Annotated in this window: 20 protein-coding genes; 10 read left to right on the forward strand and 10 right to left on the reverse strand. The window is 67.9% G+C overall.

The annotated features are described in order from the left end of the window. Positions 1-33 precede the first annotated feature (33 nt). From ABD719_RS15900 to ABD719_RS15915, 4 genes are all read left to right on the forward strand, one after another. Complete coding sequence (locus tag ABD719_RS15900; RefSeq protein ID WP_192127719.1) at positions 34-384, forward strand: response regulator; 351 nt, start codon at positions 34-36, stop codon at positions 382-384. A 78-nt stretch (positions 385-462) separates the two neighbouring features. Next, positions 463-2,181 (forward strand): dihydroxy-acid dehydratase, encoded by a 1,719-nt coding sequence (gene ilvD / locus ABD719_RS15905; RefSeq protein WP_344694347.1) that lies wholly within the window; start codon positions 463-465, stop codon positions 2,179-2,181. 40 nt (positions 2,182-2,221) lie between these two features. After that, a complete protein-coding gene (locus ABD719_RS15910) occupies positions 2,222-3,571 on the forward strand; it encodes an NAD(P)H-hydrate epimerase (RefSeq protein WP_344694348.1) in 1,350 nt (449 codons plus the stop codon). Beyond that, on the forward strand, positions 3,568-4,734 hold the full coding sequence (locus ABD719_RS15915; protein ID WP_344694349.1) for a class I SAM-dependent RNA methyltransferase: 1,167 nt from the start codon (positions 3,568-3,570) through the stop codon (positions 4,732-4,734). Before ABD719_RS15910 ends, ABD719_RS15915 begins: the two co-directional genes overlap by 4 nt. A gap of 4 nt (positions 4,735-4,738) precedes the next feature. On the opposite strand, the gene truA is transcribed toward ABD719_RS15915, so the two are convergent. Then, entirely contained in the window at positions 4,739-5,482 is a 744-nt protein-coding gene (gene truA, locus ABD719_RS15920) for a tRNA pseudouridine(38-40) synthase TruA (RefSeq protein ID WP_344694429.1), read from the reverse strand. Next, the gene (gene fmt / locus ABD719_RS15925) at positions 5,479-6,387 is read right to left on the reverse strand and encodes a methionyl-tRNA formyltransferase (protein WP_344694350.1); all 909 of its coding nucleotides are present in this window, start codon (positions 6,385-6,387) and stop codon (positions 5,479-5,481) included. Before fmt ends, truA begins: the two co-directional genes overlap by 4 nt. Positions 6,388-6,443: 56 nt before the next feature. Between fmt and recR the strand changes: the two genes are divergently transcribed. From recR to ABD719_RS15940, 3 genes are all read left to right on the forward strand, one after another. Beyond that, positions 6,444-7,040: a recombination mediator RecR gene (gene recR, locus ABD719_RS15930; RefSeq protein WP_344694430.1), complete on the forward strand. Its 597-nt coding sequence runs from the start codon at positions 6,444-6,446 to the stop codon at positions 7,038-7,040. A 38-nt stretch (positions 7,041-7,078) separates the two neighbouring features. Continuing rightward, positions 7,079-7,600: a peptide deformylase gene (gene def, locus ABD719_RS15935; protein ID WP_344694351.1), complete on the forward strand. Its 522-nt coding sequence runs from the start codon at positions 7,079-7,081 to the stop codon at positions 7,598-7,600. A gap of 108 nt (positions 7,601-7,708) precedes the next feature. After that, positions 7,709-9,166 carry a DNA recombination protein RmuC gene (locus ABD719_RS15940; RefSeq protein ID WP_344694352.1) on the forward strand — a complete coding sequence of 486 codons (1,458 nt, stop codon included), beginning with the start codon at positions 7,709-7,711 and terminating at the stop codon, positions 9,164-9,166. A gap of 30 nt (positions 9,167-9,196) precedes the next feature. On the opposite strand, the gene ABD719_RS15945 is transcribed toward ABD719_RS15940, so the two are convergent. Genes ABD719_RS15945 through ABD719_RS15975 form a run of 7 tightly spaced genes read right to left on the reverse strand, consistent with a single transcriptional unit; the run spans position 9,197 to position 14,287 of the window. Continuing rightward, positions 9,197-9,997: a TrmH family RNA methyltransferase gene (locus ABD719_RS15945; RefSeq protein WP_344694353.1), complete on the reverse strand. Its 801-nt coding sequence runs from the start codon at positions 9,995-9,997 to the stop codon at positions 9,197-9,199. A 20-nt stretch (positions 9,998-10,017) separates the two neighbouring features. Continuing rightward, complete coding sequence (locus tag ABD719_RS15950) at positions 10,018-10,290, reverse strand: HPr family phosphocarrier protein (RefSeq protein WP_344694354.1); 273 nt, start codon at positions 10,288-10,290, stop codon at positions 10,018-10,020. After that, positions 10,287-10,694 (reverse strand): PTS sugar transporter subunit IIA, encoded by a 408-nt coding sequence (locus ABD719_RS15955; RefSeq protein WP_192127738.1) that lies wholly within the window; start codon positions 10,692-10,694, stop codon positions 10,287-10,289. The genes ABD719_RS15950 and ABD719_RS15955 overlap by 4 nt, the downstream gene beginning before the upstream one ends. A 15-nt stretch (positions 10,695-10,709) precedes the next feature. Continuing rightward, positions 10,710-11,627, reverse strand: a complete 918-nt coding sequence (gene rapZ / locus ABD719_RS15960) for an RNase adapter RapZ (protein ID WP_344694355.1) — start codon at positions 11,625-11,627, stop codon at positions 10,710-10,712. After that, positions 11,624-12,043, reverse strand: a complete 420-nt coding sequence (locus ABD719_RS15965) for an HPr kinase/phosphorylase (protein ID WP_344694356.1) — start codon at positions 12,041-12,043, stop codon at positions 11,624-11,626. The genes rapZ and ABD719_RS15965 overlap by 4 nt, the downstream gene beginning before the upstream one ends. Beyond that, a complete protein-coding gene (locus ABD719_RS15970) occupies positions 12,040-13,614 on the reverse strand; it encodes a sensor histidine kinase (protein ID WP_344694357.1) in 1,575 nt (524 codons plus the stop codon). Before ABD719_RS15970 ends, ABD719_RS15965 begins: the two co-directional genes overlap by 4 nt. After that, entirely contained in the window at positions 13,583-14,287 is a 705-nt protein-coding gene (locus ABD719_RS15975; protein WP_192127746.1) for a response regulator transcription factor, read from the reverse strand. Before ABD719_RS15975 ends, ABD719_RS15970 begins: the two co-directional genes overlap by 32 nt. Before the next feature lie 84 nt (positions 14,288-14,371). On the opposite strand from ABD719_RS15975, the gene ABD719_RS15980 reads away from it, so the two are divergent. Both ABD719_RS15980 and ABD719_RS15985 read left to right on the forward strand, forming a co-directional pair. Then, positions 14,372-15,133 carry an alpha/beta fold hydrolase gene (locus ABD719_RS15980; protein ID WP_344694358.1) on the forward strand — a complete coding sequence of 254 codons (762 nt, stop codon included), beginning with the start codon at positions 14,372-14,374 and terminating at the stop codon, positions 15,131-15,133. A gap of 52 nt (positions 15,134-15,185) precedes the next feature. Further along, complete coding sequence (locus ABD719_RS15985) at positions 15,186-17,003, forward strand: M2 family metallopeptidase (RefSeq protein ID WP_344694359.1); 1,818 nt, start codon at positions 15,186-15,188, stop codon at positions 17,001-17,003. 117 nt (positions 17,004-17,120) lie between these two features. On the opposite strand, the gene ABD719_RS15990 is transcribed toward ABD719_RS15985, so the two are convergent. Next, positions 17,121-19,481, reverse strand: coding sequence for a coiled-coil domain-containing protein (locus ABD719_RS15990; protein ID WP_344694360.1), 2,361 nt, complete (start codon positions 19,479-19,481; stop codon positions 17,121-17,123). 133 nt (positions 19,482-19,614) lie between these two features. Between ABD719_RS15990 and ABD719_RS15995 the strand changes: the two genes are divergently transcribed. After that, positions 19,615-19,911, forward strand: a complete 297-nt coding sequence (locus tag ABD719_RS15995; protein WP_344694361.1) for an Hpt domain-containing protein — start codon at positions 19,615-19,617, stop codon at positions 19,909-19,911. The last annotated feature ends 49 nt before the right edge of the window (positions 19,912-19,960 follow it).

Here is a 19,960-nt window from a genome sequence, read left to right on the forward strand (position 1 = left end):
TTTACGCGGCGAGTACCGCTAAGGGCGGGAAGCATGACCGAAGCCAAGCAGATTCTCATCGTCGAGGATGAACCCCTCATCGCCATGATGCTGGAGGATTTCCTCGACATCCTCGACCAGCAGGTCGCGGGCAGCGCCGACAGTGTCGCGACTGCGCTGGAACGCGTCGGTCAGGGCGGGATCGATGCCGCGATCCTCGACGTCAATCTGCGTGGTGGCGAAAAGAGCACGCCGGTGGCCGAGGCATTGGCCGCCGCCGGGGTGCCGTTCGTCTTCGCGACCGGGGGCGGGGACGACAGCGTCGACGTGCGTTTCCGGGACCGGCCAGTGCTGCAGAAGCCGTTCACGATGGATGGCGTGGCCAAGGCGCTCGCCGCGCTCTGACTGAGACGAGCGGTCGCCTATCGCGATGGGCGTAATAAGCTTGCGTGAATCACCGGTTTCGCGACATAGGCGCGTTCCATGACCAGCATCGACAAGTCCCGCCTGCCGAGCCGCCATGTCTCGGTGGGCCCTGAACGCGCGCCGCATCGCAGCTATTATTATGCGATGGGGATCACCGAGGAGGATATCGCCAAGCCGTTCGTGGCGCTCGCCTCCGCGGGCAATAATTCTGCGCCGTGCAACACCACGCTGGATGCGCAGGCGGACGCCGCACAGGGCGGCGTGATCCAGGCCGGCGGGATGCCGCGTCGGTTCAACACCATCACCGTCACCGACGGGATCGCGATGGGCCATCAGGGGATGAAATCCTCGCTGGTCAGCCGTGAAGTGATCGCCGATTCGGTCGAACTGTCGGTTCGCGGCCACTGCTACGACGCGCTGGTCGGCTTTGCCGGCTGCGACAAGTCGTTGCCCGGCATGATGATGGCGATGCTGCGGCTCGATGTGCCGTCGATCTTCGTCTATGGCGGATCGATCCTGCCCGGCCGCTATCACGACCGCGACGTGACCGTGGTGGATGTGTTCGAGGTGGTCGGCCGTTATGCCGCTGGTTCCTGCCCGCTGTCCGAATTGCAGGAACTGGAAAAGGTCGCCTGTCCTGGCCACGGCGCGTGCGGGGGGCAATTCACCGCCAACACGATGGCCTGCGTCGGCGAGGCGATCGGCCTGTCGCTGCCCAATAGCAACATGGTGCCGGCTCCCTATACCAGCCGCGAACAGATCGCGATCGCCGCCGGCGCGCAGGTGATGGAGCTGGTCGCCAACCAGCTGCGCCCCCGCGCGCTCTGCACGCGCGAGGCGTTCGAGAATGCCGCGCGCGTCGTCGCCGCCACCGGCGGTTCCACCAACGCCGCGCTCCATCTGCCGGCAATGGCGAACGAGGCGGGGATCGATTTCGACCTGTTCGACGTGGCCGAGGTGTTCCGGACCACGCCGTATATCGCCGACCTGAAGCCCGGCGGGCAATATGTCGCGAAGGACATGTACGAGGCCGGCGGCGTCTACATGCTGATGAAGACGCTGATGGCGGGCGGGTATCTGCACGGCGACTGCATGACGGTTACGGGCAAGACGCTGGCCGAGAATATCGACCGGGTGACATGGAACCCGGACCAGAAGGTGATCTACGACGTGAAGACGCCGATCACCCCGACCGGCGGGGTCGTCGGTCTGCGTGGCACGCTGGCCCCCGAGGGTGCGATCGTGAAGGTCGCGGGGATGCACCGCCTGCAGTTCGAGGGACCGGCGCGGGTGTTCGATTGCGAGGAGGATTGCTTCGCGGCGGTCGAGGCGCGGTTGATTACCGAGGGCGAGGTGCTGGTGATCCGCTACGAAGGGCCAAAGGGCGGGCCGGGCATGCGTGAGATGCTGTCCACCACCGCCGCGCTCTATGGGCTGGGTATGGGCGAAAAGGTCGCGCTCATCACCGATGGCCGCTTCTCCGGCGGGACGCGCGGTTTCTGCATCGGCCATGTCGGGCCGGAGGCGGCGGACGGTGGGCCGATCGCGCTGGTCGAGAATGGCGACACGATCCGTATCGATGCCGAAGCGGGAACGATCGACCTGATCGTCGACACCCCCACGCTCGATGCCCGCCGTGCCGCATGGCGGCCGCGGGTCAATGATTATCAGGCGGGCGCGCTGTGGCGGTATGCGCAGAATGTCGGCCCAGCGCATCTGGGCGCCGTGACGCATCCGGGCGCCAAGGCGGAACGGCACGTCTACGCGGATATCTGATGTCACGGAGCCAAGCCGTCGATCGGCCGTTCCCGCCGGCATGACACCGATCGACGGCTATCCGATACTGACCACCGCCGCGATGCGGGCGGCGGAAGAGGCGTGTGGTGATCCCGCCATGCTGATGGAACGGGCCGGCGCGGCCGTCGCTGCGGCGGTCGGGCGGTTGGCCGGAGGGTCGGCGATCCTGATCCTTTGCGGACCGGGCAACAACGGCGGTGACGGCTATGTCGCCGCGCGCCTGATGACGGCGGCGGGACATGCCGTCCGGGTCGCGGCCGATGACGAGCCGCGCAGCGCCCTCGCCATCGATGCGCGACGCCGCTGGACGGGACCCGTCGAGCCGCTGGGTACGGCATTGCCCGCGCCAATACTGGTCGATGCCCTGTTCGGCACCGGCCTGACCCGTCCGCTGGAGAACCGGACGGCCGCCGCACTCCACCGTCTGGCCGATGCAGCCAGCCTGCGGATCGCGATCGATCTGCCCAGCGGCGTCGCGACCGATGACGGGACGGTGCCGACCATGCCGCCCCGTTTCGACGTTACTCTCGCACTGGCCGCACCGAAGCCTGCGCACCTCCTCCAGCCGGCGGCGCGACAGGCCGGCAGGGTAAGGGTGCTCGATATCGGCGTTCCCGTCACCGGCGACGCCCATGTTCTTGCCCGCCCCGTCCTGCCCGACCCCGGTCCCGAGTCGCACAAGTACAGCCGCGGCATGGTCGCGGTGGTGGGTGGCGACATGGCCGGCGCGGCCGAACTGGCGAGCCTTGCCGCGATGCGGGCAGGGGCGGGATATGTCCTGTATCTCGGCGAAGGGCAGGGGCCGCCCCATGGGCTGGTACGGCGGCGCTGGTCGCCCGACGCGCTCGATGATCCGCGTATCGGTGCGGTCGTGATCGGACCAGGGCTGGGGAGGGGCGATGGGACCGGTGCCCGGCTCGCGACCGCGATCGGCAGCGGACATGAGCTGGTGATCGATGGCGACGCGTTGCGCCTGCTCGACGTCGATGCGCCGCGCACCGCCACGACGATCCTGACCCCCCATGCCGGAGAATTCGCCCATCTGTTCGGCAAGGCGTGGGGCAGCAAGATCGACGCCACCCGCATGGCGGCGCGGCGCGCGGACGCGGTGATCGTCCACAAGGGCGCCGACACGGTGATCGCCGCGCCCGATGGACGGGTGGCGGTATCCGCCGGTTCCAGCGACTGGCTGTCTGCCGCCGGAACCGGCGATGTGCTGGCCGGGGCGGCGGGCGCGATGCTCGCCGCCGGCCTGCCGCCGTTCGAGGCGGCGGGGGCCGCCGTCTGGCTGCACCGCGCGGCGGCGGCGGTTTGCGGCAGATCATTCATTGCCGACGACCTCGCCGCCGCGCTATCGCGCGTCCGATGAGCCTGATCCTCCGTGTCGCCGCGCGCGGCGATGGTGTCGCCGATGACGGCCGCCACGCCCCCCTGTCCGCCCCAGGCGATACTCTGACGGAGACGGGCGAGGTCGTGCCCGGCCCGCATCACCAGACGCCCCCCTGTCGACATTTCCCGACCTGTGGCGGGTGCCAGCTCCAGCAACTCGATGACGAAAGCTATGCCGCCTTCGTCGCGGATCGCATCGCTTCCGCGCTTGATGCGCAGGGGCTGACCGCGCCGCTGCGCCCCGTGCTGCTCTCGCCGCCCAATACCCGGCGGCGCGCCACACTCCATGCCGAACGTGGGCTGATCGGCTTCACGGCCGAGGCGAGCCACCAGATCGTCGACATGCGCGAATGCCATATCCTGGCGCCGCCGCTGTTCGCCCTGGTCGCGCCGCTCAGGGCGCTGTTCCAGCGGCTGGGGCTGAAGCGCCGGGCCGACGTGCATCTGGCGCTGGCCGATCAGGGGCCGGACATCCTCGTCACCGGTTTCGCACCGCAAGGGCTGGAGGCGGCGGAAGCGCTGACCGGGTTCTGCGAGCGCCACGGCGTCGCACGCTTTTCGGTCGATGACGGCCTTGGCGCGGAAACCCGCTGGGAACCGCAACCGGTGACGATCACACTGGGCGGCGTGCCGGTCGGCTTTCCCCCCGGCGGCTTCCTCCAGGCGACCCGCGAGGGCGAAGACGCCTTGGTCGCAGCGGTAGTCGAGGCCGTCGCGGGGGCGAAAACGGTGGCGGACCTGTTCGCGGGACTGGGCACCTTCACCTTCGCACTGCCCGGCAAGGTCTATGCCGCCGAGGGTGCGCGCGATGCCTTGTTCGCACTGAAGGCCGCCGCCCATCTCCGCGGTCGCGCCGTATTTCCGGAACATCGCGATCTGTATCGCCGGCCGCTGACCGCGGCCGAACTCGATCGGTTCGACGCAGTCGTGCTCGATCCCCCCCGTGCCGGCGCGCGCGAACAGGCCGCCGCGCTGGCCGCCTGCACGGTCGGGACGATCGCCTATGTCTCGTGCAACCCGTCCAGCTTCGCGCGCGATGCGAAGGCGATGGTCGCGGCGGGCTGGCGGATCGACTGGATCCAGCCGGTCGGCCAGTTCCGGTGGTCGACGCATGTCGAGCTGGCGGCGCGCTTCGTTCGCTGACCGGTCAGTCCAGATAGACCGCGTCGGTGAAGAACAGCCCATCGGGGGGCGCGTTCAGCCCCAGTCGCGCGCGATCCCGTGCCGCCAGCGCGGTGGCGACGTCATCGGGCGTCCATCGCCCCATGCCGACCAGCGCGAGGCAGCCGACCATCGAGCGGACCTGATGGTGCAGGAACGATCGCGCCGCCGCGATCACCGCGATCCGATCGCCGGCATGGATCACCTCCAGCCGGTCGAGAGTGCGGACCGGGCTGTCCGCCTGGCAATGCGCCGAGCGGAAGGTGGTGAAATCGTGCCGCCCGACCAGCATCGCCGCCGCCATCGCCATCGCCATCGCATCCAGCGGCTGCGGCACCTGCCAGGCCAGTCCGCGTTCCCAGGTCAACGGTGCCCGCCGGTTGACGATCCGGTATTCATAGGCGCGGCCAAGGCATGAAAAGCGCGCATGCCAGTCGTCGGCGACCATGTCGCACGCCAGCACCGCCACCGGCGCCGGCCGCAGCCGGGCGTTGAGCGCCTCCCGCAGGCGGAACGCGTCGATCGGCTTGGCGATATCGCAATGCGCCCGCATCGCCAGCGCATGAACGCCGGCATCGGTGCGTCCGGCGGCATGGACCGCGACCGTTTCACCGGTGATCGCCCGTACCGCCGCCTCCAGCGCGCCCTGTACGCTCGGCCCATGCGGCTGGCGCTGCCAGCCCATGAAGGGCCGACCATCATATTCTACCGTCAGCGCGAATCGCGTCAACACGCCGTCCCCGACGGGATCGGAAAGCCGCGCAGCATCTCCTCGGTCGTCGTCACGCCGCGTCCGGCCCGCTGCACCAGCGTTGGCCGAATCGCACCATCACCGCACGCGATCGTCAGTCCATCGTCCACCGTCTCGCCCGTGCCGTAGAAGGTGAAGGGCAGTACCTCGGCAGCCAGTATCTTCACCCGTTCCCCTTTCACCTCGATCCACGCGCCGGGGGCTGGGTTCATCGCCCGGATCAGCCGCTCGACCGCGACGGCGGACGCGGCGAAGTCGATCCGCGCCTCCGCCTTGTCGATCTTGGCGGCGTAGGTCAGGCCTTCCTCCACCTGCGGCACCGGTGGATGACCGGCGAGGTCGCCCAGCACGGTGACCATCAGCCGCGCGCCCATTGCCGCCAGTTCCGCCGTCAGGTCGCCCGCGGTCTTGCCCGCGACGGGGGTTCGCCCTTCCAGCCGGACCGGACCGGTATCCAGCCCCGCCTCCATCTGCATGATGCCGACCCCCGTCTCTGCATTGCCGGCCATGATCGCCCGCTGCACCGGCGCCGCGCCACGCCACCGTGGCAACAGCGAGCCATGGACGTTCAGGCAGCCATGCACCGGCGCCGCGAGCACCGCACGCGGCAGGATCAGGCCATAGGCGGCGACCACCGCGACATCGGCCGCTAGCGCGGCGAACGCCGCCTGCTCGTCCGCGCCCTTCAGCGATACCGGGGTATGGACGGGGATGCCCAACGCCTCGGCCCGCCGCTGCACGGGGGAGGGGACCAGTTCGCGGCCACGCCGCCCGCCGGGTCGGGGCGGCTGGCTATAGGCCGCGACGATCTCGTGCCTGGCCTCGACCAACGCATCCAATGTCGGCACCGCGAAGTCGGGCGTTCCCATGAAGACGATCCGCATGGGGGACAGCCTCTCCCCGCTGGCGCGGCCGCGTGCAACCCCCTATCTGTTCCTCGATGGCTTCCTCCGAGATCGATGCATTGACGCAGGCGCTGGCGCGGCTGCCGGGCCTTGGGCCGCGCTCCGCGCGCCGTGCGGTGCTGCACCTGCTGAAGAAGCGCGAGGCATCGCTGACGCCGCTGCTCCATGCGCTGGCGCTGGTCGACGAGCGGCTGGAGACGTGTTCGACCTGCGGCAATGTCGATACCGCCAATCCGTGCTCGATCTGTGCCGATCCCCGTCGCGACAGCCGGGCGCTGTGCGTGGTGGAGGAAGTCGCCGATCTGTGGGCCTTGGAACGCTCCCGCCTGTTTCCCGGCCGGTTCCATGTGCTGGGTGGCCGGCTGTCGGCGCTGGAGGGCATTCGGCCCGAGGATCTGACGATCGATGCGCTGGTCGGCCGGATCGGGCAGGGCGGGATCGACGAGGTGGTGCTGGCGATGAACGCGACGTTGGAGGGGCAGACGACCGCGCATTATCTGGCAGAGCGGATCGAGCGGTTTCCGGTGCGCGTCACGCAGCTGGCGCACGGCCTGCCCGTGGGCGGCGAACTCGATTACCTTGACGAGGGGACGCTGGCACAGGCGCTCAGGGCACGCCGGCCGGTGGCCTAAACTTGACGGCCACCGGTCCCGCGCATAGCGGACCCGGCATGGCCGTACTTCCCATCGTAGAAATCCCCGATCCCCGTCTCCGCCTCGTCTCGCGCGCCGTCGATGCCGTCGATGACGAGGTTCGCACGCTCGTCGCCGACATGACCGAGACGATGTATGCGGCGCGCGGCATCGGCCTCGCCGCCATCCAGGTCGGGGTCGACCGCCGCGTCGTCGTGATCGACCTGCAGGAACAGGAAAGCGAGGACAGCGAACCTGTTCGCGACCCCCGTGCCTATATCAACCCGGAAGTGCTGAGCGAGAGCGAGGAACTGTCGGCCTATAACGAGGGCTGCCTGTCGATTCCGGAGCAATATGCCGAGGTGAAACGCCCCGCCCGGTGCCGGGTGCGCTGGCTCGACGAACAGGGCGAGACACATGAGGAGGAACTCGACGGCCTGCTCGCGACCTGCATGCAGCACGAGATCGATCATCTGGATGGTATTCTGTTTATCGATCACGTGTCGAAGCTGAAGCGCGACATGCTGCTCAAGAAGCTGGCCAAGCAACGTCGCGGCTGAGAGGGGGCTTGTCCCCCCGATCGTGTTCCTGCTACGTTCCCTGGCATGGCGGTTAGTCCCGCCGGATGAGGGAAATACAGGTGGCGCGAAAAATGTCGGTGGTCGGCCATGGCGCCTGAACTGTTGATCGTCGCACTGCTGGCGCTTGCACTGGGGTTGCTGATCGGGTGGCTGGTCGCCGGACGCCGGGCCGGAATGCTGGCGAGCGATCTGGCGGTGGCGCGTGCCCGCGCCGACGATGCCGATCTTCTCCGCCAGACCCGCGATGCGGTGGAGCGCGAACGCAATACCGCCATGCAGGACCTCGCCTCGCTGCGCGCCCGCGCGGCGGAACGCGATGCCGCCTATGACGATGCGGTACGGCAGTTGTTCGAGGCGCGCGGCGCCATCCAGGATCTGGCGTCGTTGCGGGCGCAGAGCGAGGAACGGCAGGCCGCTCACGCCGAAACATTGCGACAACTGGCCGACGCACGCGAGGCGATGAACGCGCAATTCGCCGCCGCGGCGGCACGGGCACTGGAAGGCGCCCAGACGCAGTTCTTGGAGCGTGCGCACCAGAGGTTCACCGAGGCGGAAACCTCACAGGGACAGCGGCTGGCGGCGCTGCTCCAGCCGGTCAACGACCGCCTGCTGCGGTACGAGGAGGGTGTGGCCAAGGTGGAATCAGAACGCCGCGACGCGTTCGGCGACCTGAAGGGCCAGATCGAGCAGATGCGCCTCGGTCAGGAACGTGTGTCCGGGGAAGCGGCCAAGCTGGTCAACGCGTTGCGCAACGCACCCAAGGCACGGGGTCGCTGGGGCGAGCAACAGTTGCGCAACGTGCTGGAAACTTGCGGGCTTGCCGAACATACCGATTTCGCGATGGAGGTCAGCGTATCGGACGGCGAGGGCGGTCGCCTGCGCCCCGACGCGATCGTCAAGGTGCCCGGCGGCAAGTCGCTCATTATCGACGCCAAGGTATCGCTCAATGCCTATCAGGATGCGTTCGGCGCGGTGGATGAGGGCGAGCGGCAATTGGGGCTGGTCGCCCATGCCCAGTCGATGCGCAACCATGTCAACGGTCTGGGCAACAAGAGCTACTGGACGCAATTCGAGGATACGCCCGAATATGTCATCATGTTCGTGCCGGGTGAACATTTCCTGTCAGCCGCGCTGGAACATGATCCGACCCTGTGGGATTTCGCGTTCGACAAGCGCGTGTTGCTCGCAACCCCGACCAACCTGATCGCCATCGCGCGTACGGTGTCGGCGGTATGGCGGCAGGAAAAGCTGGCGGCACAGGCGCGCGAGATTGGGATGCTGGGCAAGGAACTGTACGGCCGGCTCGCCAAGATGGGCGAGCATGTCGGCAAGCTCGGCCGCAATCTCGAAACCGCGACGACCGCCTATAATCAGTTCGTCGGCAGTCTGGAAAGCCAGGTGCTGACCACCGCCAAACGGTTCGAGGCGCTCAATATCGATACCGCCGGCAAGTCGATCGAACCGCTGCCCGCCGTCGAGCAGACGCCGCGCCCGCTGACAAAACTGGCGACATCGGGCGAACAGGGCAGCGTAACCGCCATCTGATCCCCTCCGCCATTACGGGCAAATCGCAGCTTATCCCCGCTGCTGTGCCAACACCTCATAGGCCATCACCGCAGTTGCGACCGCAGCATTGAGGCTGTCGGCCTTGCCGAGCATGGGAATCTTCACGAGCAGATCGCACCCGGCGGCATAGCCCTCGGGCATCCCCTGCGCTTCGTTGCCGGTGAGCAGAAAGGTCGGCGCCTGATAGCGTGCACCGCGATAATCGTGATCGGTGTCGAGGCTAAGACCGACGAGCTGGCCCGGCCCCGTGCGGAGCCAGGTGAGAAAGCTTGCCCATTCGGCATGGACGACGGGCACGGTGAACAGCGCCCCCATGCTGGCGCGAACCGCCTCGACCGAAAAGGGGTCGACGCAATCGCCGATCAGGATCAGTCCGCCGGCCCCCACCGCATCGCCGGTGCGCAGGATCGTGCCGAGATTGCCGGGATCGCGCAGCCGCTCCGCCACCAGCCAGATGCCGGACGCCTGACGATCGAGATCGGCCAGCGAGGTCGCGAACTCTTCGAACACGCCGACCACCGCCTGCGGATTGTCCTTGCCCGACAGTTTCGACAGGATGTCGGGCGTGGTCTGTACGGCATCGCCGCCGGCCCGCTCGACCGCCGCGACCAACGTACGGACCAGCGGATGCGTCGCGCTGGCGGCGGCGAAGAACAGCAGGACGGGCAGGCGCCCCGCCTCGCGCGCCTCGGTCAGAATGCGCAGCCCCTCGGCCAGGAAACGGCGCTGTTCGCGACGATGGCGCTTGTCCCGCAGGTCGCGGACGCTCTTGATGAGCGGGTTCGAAAAGGCGGTGATCTCGCGCGGCATGACGGTGATATCGGCGGAGGTCAGTCCTCGCCGAATTTGCCCTCGACCAGATTGACCAGTGCCGCCACCGCCGCTTCGGCATCGTCCCCTTTGGCGGATATGGTGATGCTGTCGCCCATCGCGGCGCCCAGCATCATCAACCCCATGATCGACGTGCCCGTCACCGCGCCGCCCTCATGCTTTTCGACCTGCACCTCGCACGGGAGGCTGGACGCCATGGTGACGAACTTGGCACTGGCACGTGCGTGCAGGCCACGGCGATTGCAGATGGTGACGGTACGGCGCACGGTCATGCCGCCGCCTCGCCCAGCACTTCGGACGCGACGGAGATGTACTTGCGCCCCGCTTCACGCGCGGCGGCGACCGCCTCCACCACCTTCATCGATTTGCGCGCGGAACCCAGCCGGATCAACATCGGCAGATTCATGCCCGCGATCACCTCTACCCGGCCGCGCTCCATCAGCGAGATCGCGAGGTTGGAGGGCGTGCCCCCGAACAGGTCGGTCAGCACGATCACGCCGCGCCCCGTATCGACCTCGGCAATGGCGGTGGCGATGTCCAGCCGGCGCGACTCCATGTCGTCGTCGGGGCCGATCGCAATCGCCGCCACCCGCTCCTGCGGGCCGACGACGTGGACCATCGCAGTCACGAATTCGTCCGCGAGCCGCCCATGCGTCACCAGAACCAGACCGATCATAATCGGATGCGCTACCTACCTGCTGGGCGACCGGCGGCACTCCAGCGAGTCCTGCGGCGCTGCCCCCAAATCACGATGCCCGACTGTGGGCGAAAATCCCGCATCGCACAAGGAGCGGGCGATCCGTTCTGCGACGTGCACCGAACGATGTCTCCCTCCGGTACATCCGATGGCGATCGAAACATAGGCCTTTCCCTCGGCGGCGTAGCGCGGAAGCAACAGCGCCAGCAAATCTTCGATCCGCGAGACGGCGGGCTCGTAGGCGGGGTCCTCGGCGATGTAGGCGGCGACATCTGCGTCCAGTCCGGTGCCGGGCTTAAGTGCCGGCACCCAGTGGGGATTACGCAGGAAACGCATGTCGAACACCAGATCGGCACCGCGCGGCAACCCGCGGGCGAAGCCGAACGATGTCACCGACACCACCGTCTCTGCCGCACTGTCGCCCGAAAAAGTGATGCGGATTTCCTGTGCCAGATCATGGGCGGACAGGGTGCTGGTGTCTATCCGTCGCGGTGCCGCCTCGCGCAGCGGTGCCAGCAGATCGCGTTCGCGGGCGATGCCGTCACGCGCCGGCCGGTCGGGCGCCATGGGGTGCCGCCGCCGCGTCTCGGCATAGCGGCGTTCCAGTTCGGCATCGGTGCAATCCAGGAACAACAGCCCGATCGGATCGCGATCGTCGCCCTGACCCTGAGCGACACGTTCGACGACGCGCTGAGGATCGAAATCGCGCGTGCCTGCGCCCAGCCCCAGCGCCAGGCGCGGCCGCCGGCCATCCGCGCCGATCGGCAGCGGCGCGTCGAGCAGCCGGTCGAGCAGCGTGAGCGGGAGGTTATCGACCGTCTCCCAACCCAGATCCTCCAGAGTCTTCAGCACGGTGGACTTGCCGGCGCCCGACAGGCCGGTGACGATCAGGACATCCTGTGGTGCGGTCATGCCGGTAATCCCTTTTGCAAGGCGAGTTCGATCCTGATCGGGGTGGAGGCCGCAAAGGGTTCCAGCACGATCTCCGCGATCGCGACGCCTTCGATCATGCGGGTGCGCGGATCGGGTAAACGCGGCACGTCGGCACCGAGACGCACGATTAGGGCGACCGGGGTCGGCGGAGCGGCAGGCAGATCGACGATGCCAACCCCGCGTACCTCGATCATTCCGGCGATCGTCGCGGGCGCCGAACTCCATAGCCGTCCGTCTCGCGCGGTGACGATTGTATAGTCGTCGCTGACCAGCATCGCGCCGCGGTCGATCAGGCGCAGCGCGAGGTCGGATTTTCCGGCGCCTGACGGCCCCGCGATCATCACCGCGCGCCCTTCGATCGCGACGGTGGAGGCGTGGATCGTGACGGCCGTCATCGTTCTGTCCCGGCGGGCAGGCAAACAATGAAGCGCGCCCCGGTGCGACCATCCTTGCGTGATTCCGCTGTGATGACGCCGCCATGCCCCTCGACAATCGTGCGCGCGATCGCCAGCCCGAGTCCGGAATGGCGACCGAACTCTTCGCTGTGCGGGCGGATCGACTGGAACCGGCGGAAGATCGACTCGCGTGCTTCCTCCGGTACACCGGGGCCCTCGTCCTCGACCATGATGACCAGATCGCCATTCCGCACCGTGGCCGTGATCGTCACGAGACCATCGTCGGGGGAAAAGGAATGGGCGTTGTCGAGCAGGTTCTCGAACACCCGTTCCAGTCGGGCGCCTTCGCCCATCGTCACCAGCGGGACATCGGCCGGGCGGTCGAAATCGAAGCGGACGTCGCGACCGATGCCACGCTGCGCGCGCTGATCAAGCAATCCCGCGACCATCGCGCCGATGTCGACCGGTTCGAATTTCGCGCGGCTGAGCTGCGCGTCGAGCCGTGACGCCTCCGAGATGTCGGTGATGAGCCGGTCGAGCCGATGCACGTCGTCTTGCACGATCGCCAGCAATTGTGCCTGCAGGGCGGGATCGCTGACCCGGCCAAGTCCGTCGACCGCCGACCGCAACGAGGCGAGGGGGTTCTTCATTTCATGGGTCACATCGGCAGCGAACGCCTCCGTCGCGTCGATCCGGGCGCGCAGGGCGAGGCTCATGTCCGAGAGCGCCCGCGCCAGCATGCCCAGTTCATCACGGCGGGACGGCAGGCGCGGTACCACCACCTCGCGCGCTCGGCCCAGCCGGACGCGCACGGCCGCGCGGGCAAGGCGGCGGAGCGGCCGGACGATGGTGCGCGCTAGGAACAACGAGAGCAGGACCGAGACGATCGTTACCATCAGCAGCACCAGGCTGAGGCGCAGCCGCTCGGTCCGTACGGTGCGGGTGATGTCGCGTGCGTTGGTCGCGGTCAGCGCAATCATGCCATCCGGCAGCCGCGCGGCGGCGGTGATGACCGGGGTCCGGTCCGGCGCGCGCCAGACCGTGGCGGCGGCGATGCCGCGCCGGGCGGCGCGCACGTCGGGCCACTGCGCGGGATCGGAACGATCTCGATAGAGCGGGGGCCGGGCGGCGGCGACGACGGTATCGATCATCCCGTCCAGGAAGCGCGCGATCCGCTGGTCCAGTCCCTCGCGGTCGGGATCCTGCAACACGAAGTTGCGCTGGCCCAGCGCCCGGCTGTCCATCGTGACCCCGGCCGGGCCGAGCAGGCGGATGCGGGCGCCGGTATCGCGCGCCAGCCGCAACAGCAGGGCCTCGCGTCCGGTATCGGCCGCTGCCAGCGCTTCCGCGATCAACCGGGCCTCGCGCGATGCCTGCGCGACACGGTTGTCGACGATGCGCGACCGATAGCTGTCCAGATAGAAGAATCCGCCCGCCAGCAGCAGCAGCGCGATGATGTTGACTGCCAGGATACGCCGCGTGAGCGAGACGCGTCCCGACCAGCGCAACGCCAGATCGGCCCCCTCGTCGGACGGGGACTCATTCCTCGGAAAAGCGATAACCGGCACCATAGAGGGTTTCGATCGCGTCGAATTCGGGGTCGACCCCGCGGAACTTGCGACGGACGCGCTTGATGTGGCTGTCGATCGTGCGATCGTCGACATAGATGTCGTCCTGATAGGCGGCATCCATCAACTGGTTGCGCGTCTTCACTACGCCCGGTCGCTGCGCCAGCGTTTCCAGGATCAGGAATTCGGTGACGGTCAGCGTCACCGGCTCGTTATCCCACAGCACGCGGTGGCGGGCCGGGTCCATCGCCAGCCGGCCGCGTACCAGCGTCTCCGCCGTCGGCTCGCCCCCCGCGCCGGCGGGTTGCAACGGTTCTGCCCGGCGCAGGATGGCGCGGATGCGTGCGATCAGCAGCCGCTGGGAAAAAGGCTTGGCGATGTAATCGTCCGCGCCCATCGCCAGACCCAGCGCCTCGTCCAGTTCGTCGTCCTTGGAAGTCAGGAAGATCACGGGAGTCGATTGGCGTTCGCGCAGACGACGCAGCAATTCCAGTCCATCCATCCGCGGCATCTTGATATCGAAGATCGCCAGATCGGGCGGATTGTCGGCCAGCGCCTTCAGCGCCGCCTCGCCATCCGAATAGACGCGCGTCAGGAACCCCTCCGCCTGAAGGGCGATCGACACCGAGGTCAGGATGTTGCGATCGTCGTCGACGAGCGCGATCGTTGCCGTCATCCCCTGCGCCTAGTCCAAAGCGCGCACGCGCTCAACCATGCCGATCCACTGGCCCTGCAGCGCCGGGCGGTTTAAGGAAGTGCGATGACCAGCACGCCCCCTCCGCCGCAGTTCTTTCACGGTTCCGACGGCGTTCGGCTGGCATGGCGGGAAGTAGGTGAGGGGCGGCCCATTGTGCTGATCCACGGGTATTTCAGCGACGCATGGACCAACTGGCTGCGGTACGGCCATGCCGCCGCGATCGCCACCACCGGGCGCCGGGTCATCATGCCGGACCTGCGCGCCCATGGTGACAGCGATCGGCCGCATAACCCCGCAGCCTATGTGCCCGACATCCTGACGCGCGATGGCCATGCGCTGATCGCCCATCTGGGGCTGACCGATTACGATCTCGGCGGCTATTCGCTGGGCGCGCGCACGGCATCGCGGATGCTGGCGACGGGGGCGACGCCGGGGCGGGTGATCTTCGCCGGCATGGGGCTGGAGGGGCTGACCGAAACCGACCGCCGGGTCGATCATTTCCGTAACATCCTGACCCGCCTGGGCGAACACAAGCGCGGTAGCCCGGAATGGCTGGCGGAGGCGTTTCTGAAGACCACCGGTGGCGATCCGGTCGCGCTGCTCGGTATTCTCGATACCTTCGCCGATACCCCGCTGGCAATGATCCGGGGGTTCGCGATGCCGGCACTGGTCGTGGCGGGCGTGGAGGATTTCGACAACGGGTCGGCGGCGGCGCTGGCCGATGCGTTGCCGGACGGCCGTTTCGTCGAGGTGCCGGGCGGGCATATGAGCTCGGTCGCCAAGCCCGAACTGGGGCAGGCGATCGCCGCGTTCCTGGCGACTTGACGGCGACGGGCGGCGGGTGGATCACCGCGCCGTCCGTCCGAAGAGGAACATCATGATCCGTACCACCGCCTCGCTCGCCGTGCTGGCGAGCGTGCTTGCCGCCACCCCGCTACCGGCACAGACGGCCACGCCCGTCACCGTCGCGCAGGCCGACGCCTTTGTCGCCGACGCCGAGAAGCAGATCGCCGACCGGTCGATCCCGCTAAACCGGATCAGCTGGGTCAATGCGACCTACATCACCGACGATACCGACGCCCTGGCCGCGCAGGCGAACGGCGCGATGACCGAATTGCAGGTGACGCTCGCCACGCAGGCCGCGCGCTATGCCACGCTGCCCGGCCTGTCGTTCGACACCCGGCGCAAGCTCGACCTGCTGCGCGGTGGCATCACCCTGCCGGCTGCGGCGACGCCCGGCGCGGCGGAAGCTCTGGCGACGCTGACCACGCGGATGTCGTCCGCTTATGGCAAGGGCCGGGGCACGCTCGACGGCAAGCCGGTCAACGGTTCGGACATCGAGGCGGCGATGGGGGAAAGCCGCGATCCCGCCAAGCTGAAGGAGATGTGGATCAGTTGGCACGACAATGTCGGCGCACCGATGCGGGCCGATTACATGAAGATGACCGATCTTGCCAATGCGGGGGCCAAAGGGCTCGGCTATGCCGACACCGGCGCGCTGTGGCGGTCCGGTTACGACATGACGCCGGATGCCTTCGCGGCAACCACCGATCGCATCTGGAAGGAGGTCGAGCCGCTCTATCTGGCGCTCCACACCTATGTCCGCTGGAAGCTGAACGAGAAATACGGCGATGCGGTGCAGGCGAAGACCGGGCCAATCCGCGCCGACCTGCTCGGCAATATGTGGGCGCAGGAATGGGGCAACATCTATGACCTCGTCGCGCCTGCCGGCGCCGGCGATCTGGGCTACGACACCGGCGACCTGCTGAAGGCCAAGGGCTATGACGCGACGCGGATGGTCCGTCAGGGCGAAGCCTTCTATTCCTCGCTCGGTTTCGCGCCGCTGCCCGAAACCTTCTGGCAGCGGTCGCAGATCGTGAAGCCTGCCGACCGCGAGGTGATCTGTCATGCCTCGGCATGGGATCTCGACAATGCCGATGATATTCGCATCAAGATGTGCACGAAGGTGAACGGCGACGACTTCGTTACCATCCATCACGAACTCGGTCACAATTACTATCAGCGGGCGTACAAGGCGCAGCCGTTCCTGTACAAGAACGGAGCGAATGACGGGTTCCACGAGGCGATCGGCGATACCGTCGCGCTATCGATCACGCCCGACTATCTGGTCGGCATCGGCCTGCTCGACAAGGCGAAGGTGCCAAGCGCAGACAAGGACATTGGCCTGTTGCTGCGTCAGGCGATGGACAAGGTCGCCTTCCTGCCCTTCGGCCTGCTGATCGACAAATGGCGCTGGGGCGTGTTCTCGGGCGAGATCAAGCCGACCGGCTATCAGGCGGGATGGGACAAGCTTCGCCTGCAATATCAGGGCGTGGCGCCGCCGGTGACGCGGGACGAGACGAAGTTTGATCCGGGGGCGAAATATCACATCCCGGCGGGCGTACCGTATACGCGCTATTTCCTCGCCCGCGTGCTCCAGTTCCAGTTCTATCAGGCCGCGTGCAAGCAGGCCGGATGGAAGGGGCCGCTCCATCGCTGTTCATTCTATGGCGACAAGACGGTCGGCACGCGGCTGAACGCGATGCTGGCGATGGGCCAGTCAAAGCCTTGGCCGGACGCGCTGCAACAGTTCACCGGCACCCGCGACATGAGCGGCAAGGCGATGATCGCCTATTTCGCGCCGTTGAAGGCGTGGCTGGATCAGCAGAACAAGGGCAAGCCACAGGGCTGGTAATGCAAGAAAAGCCCCTCTCCGTCGGGAGAGGGGCTTTTCGAATATCGGGCAGGATTGCCAGCCCGTCATTGCACTCGCACCCACAGCCCTGTGGGATTTACGCCGTCATGATCCGAATTATCGCAACCGCTCGATCGCATGGGCAAGGGCGACGTAGAGCTTGCCCATGTCGGACGACAGCAAGGTTACCCCCAGCGCCGATCCGTCGCGCTGGGTCAGGATGGCCCGCAGCATCGCCTCGAAATCGTGGATGTAGCGGTTGACGTGTTCGTTGAACGTGCGGTCGCCATCGTACAGGTTCGCTATCCGCTGTGCATCGCCGCTGTCGATCAGGCGTACCGCACGGCGGGTGAAGACGCCGCGATCCCCCTTCAGATAGGCGGCCCAGGCACTGTCGGCAACATCGGGGGCGAAGGCCTTGGCGATGTCGATCGATGCCGAATTGAGCGTCTCGATCAACTGGGTGACGCGCCCCGCCATCGAATCGCTGTCGCGCATCGCGGCTAGCCGGGCATCGAGCGCCGCGCTCTGCTGCGTGATCGTATCGATCTGGCCGGTCAGCTGTTCGGTCGCGCGGGCGGTGGCGGCGACCACCTCCTGCGTGGCGTCGCCGATCGCCGCCACCTGGCGCTCGATCGTGTCGCCGGCGGCGCGGCGCATCGCCTCCGCGCTCGCCTGTTCCAGCTTGGCGGCGGCGGCGGGGATGACTGCGGTGATCGCCTCCCGCGCGCGATCCGCCGCGACCTGCGCGGTGTCCCGGACCCGCAGCAGCGCCTCGACCAGCCGCGGCGTCGCCTCTTCCGACAGGCGGTGGCTGCGGTCGATCGCCTGATCCACCGCCTCGGCAAGCGCACCGGCACTGTCGCGGCCGTTGCTGAGCGTATCCAGCAGATTGCCCGAAAGATCGTCCAGCGACCGGCGCTGATCGGCGATGGTGCCCGCAATCGCCTCGACCGCGTCGTGCGTCGTCTCGGCGGCGCTGACCAGCGTCAGCAGGTCGGGCCGGGCCTGGGCAATCAGGTGTCGGCTGCTGTCGACCCGGCCATCGAGCCGGCCAAGTGCATCGGGCAATGTCTCGTCGATCTCGCGCGCGGCGGCATCCAGGGCGACCAGCAGCGCCTCGGTGGTCGCGATCGTCCGCGACGCCATCGCCTCGCCGGTCCGCAACGCCTCGGTCATCGCATCGGCGGAACCACCCAGCGCGCTGATCGAGGCGGCAAGCAACTGCGTCCGCTCGCTGCCATTCGCGTGAAGCGAATCGAGCTGGCGTTCGACCAGCGCCACGCCATCGGCCAGATCACCGACGAGTTCCTGCCCGATGCTCCGTTGCCTGCCGAGGCGGGCGGCGAGGCGATCGATCGTCGCATCGACTTCTTCCAGCCGAATCGCCAGGCCATCGACGCCGTCGCGCGCGGTTTTTTCCAGTGCGGTCTGATGCGCGGCAACCGCCACCAGCATCTCGTCACCGCGATCGGCCAGTCGGGCACGGGCGCCTTCCGCTGCAGCCTCCGTCCGGTCGACCAGCGCAACGATCGTCGCTGCCAGTTGCCCGCCGGCGTCGGTCATCCGCCCCGTTGCGACGGTGCCGGCAGTGCCGAGATGCTCGATCTGCCGGTCCAGCCGACGTGCTGCCGATTCGACCAGTTGGTCCAGCGCGTGTGAGGCGGCGGCGGTTGCCTCTTCAAGACGGGTGCCGGCGCGGTGGCTGGTCGCGTCCATGCGCTCGATATGCATCGCGAGCCGTTCAGCGGCGGCGGCGGCGGCCTCATTCGATTCGCGCGCCCGGCGGCCGAGCGCATCGAGTTGCGCCTCCAGCGCGGCGGCCTGCGCCGCGGCGGTCAGCCCGGCCTGATCCAGCCGTCGACCGACTTCTTCGCTGTCGTTGCGGGCCTGCGGCATCGCCGCGATCAATTCGCCGACGGTAGCGCGCGCCCGTTCGGCGGTGGCGGCGAGATGGTCCGCCTGCGCCTCTGCCTGCACGACTTCGCGGTGAAGGGCATGGCCGATCGCCTCGAACCGGGTCGCGGCGGCCGTGCCTGCGTCCAGCTGTGCCCCGATCGCTTCGCGCTGCGCGGTCAGCGTGCGTGATAGCGAGGCGATCCGGCGTTCGAGCGCCGCCGCCTCCGCTCGCATCGCCTGCGCCGACGCACCGAAGCGCTGCGCTTCCGCCCGGCTGGTGCGTCGCGCCAGCAGCCAGACGATGCCGACCAGCGCGGGGGCGATGCACAGGGCGGTGAGGAACTGGACGAGATCGATCGGCGTGATCGATCCCAGCGCGTCGCGGACCAGCCAGGTCAGCCCGCCGACCCAGATCATCACGATCGTGCCTGCCAGCGCAGGGGCGATCCAGCCGCCCGTCGCGTCATCGGCCGCGACGGGATCGATCCCGTCCACCGTCCGGTCGGCGCCGTCCTGTCCGGCCCAGCCACCCATCGCGGTCGGCCAGAGATCTTCATGCGTGTCGATGCGCGCGCCCATTACCGGCCCCCCGTTCATCGGTGCGGTTGTAGCATTTTTCTCCCGCAGGCAAAGTCCGTGTGTCACAATCCGTCCGATCGCCCCGCCGTTGCGATCAACGCAACCTTAATCCCGGTCGGACTAGAGGGCTGGGATGGCTTATGATCCTGGTGCAATCGATGCGACGCTGGCGGCGACCGTGGGGGACGAACCCGCGCTGATCGTCGAGTTGCGGCTGGCCTTCATCACTGGTGCGGAGCGGACGCTGGGGCTGATGGAACTGGCAGGCGGCAATGTCGACGAATGGCGCGGTGCGGCGCTCCGCCTGCATGGATTGGCCGCCAGCTTCGGCGCGGTCCGGCTGATGACGCTGGCACGCAGCGCGATCGATGGTCGCCCCGGCGACCTGTCCACCGTCGCCAAGCTGCGCCGGGCGATCGCCCGCCTCTGACGGGGCGTTTGACGGGCACGGATCGTCACGGATCGCCCGGATAACGGCC

It is taken from the genome of Sphingomonas cynarae (assembly GCF_039537815.1).
Taxonomy (GTDB): domain Bacteria; phylum Pseudomonadota; class Alphaproteobacteria; order Sphingomonadales; family Sphingomonadaceae; genus Sphingomonas; species Sphingomonas cynarae.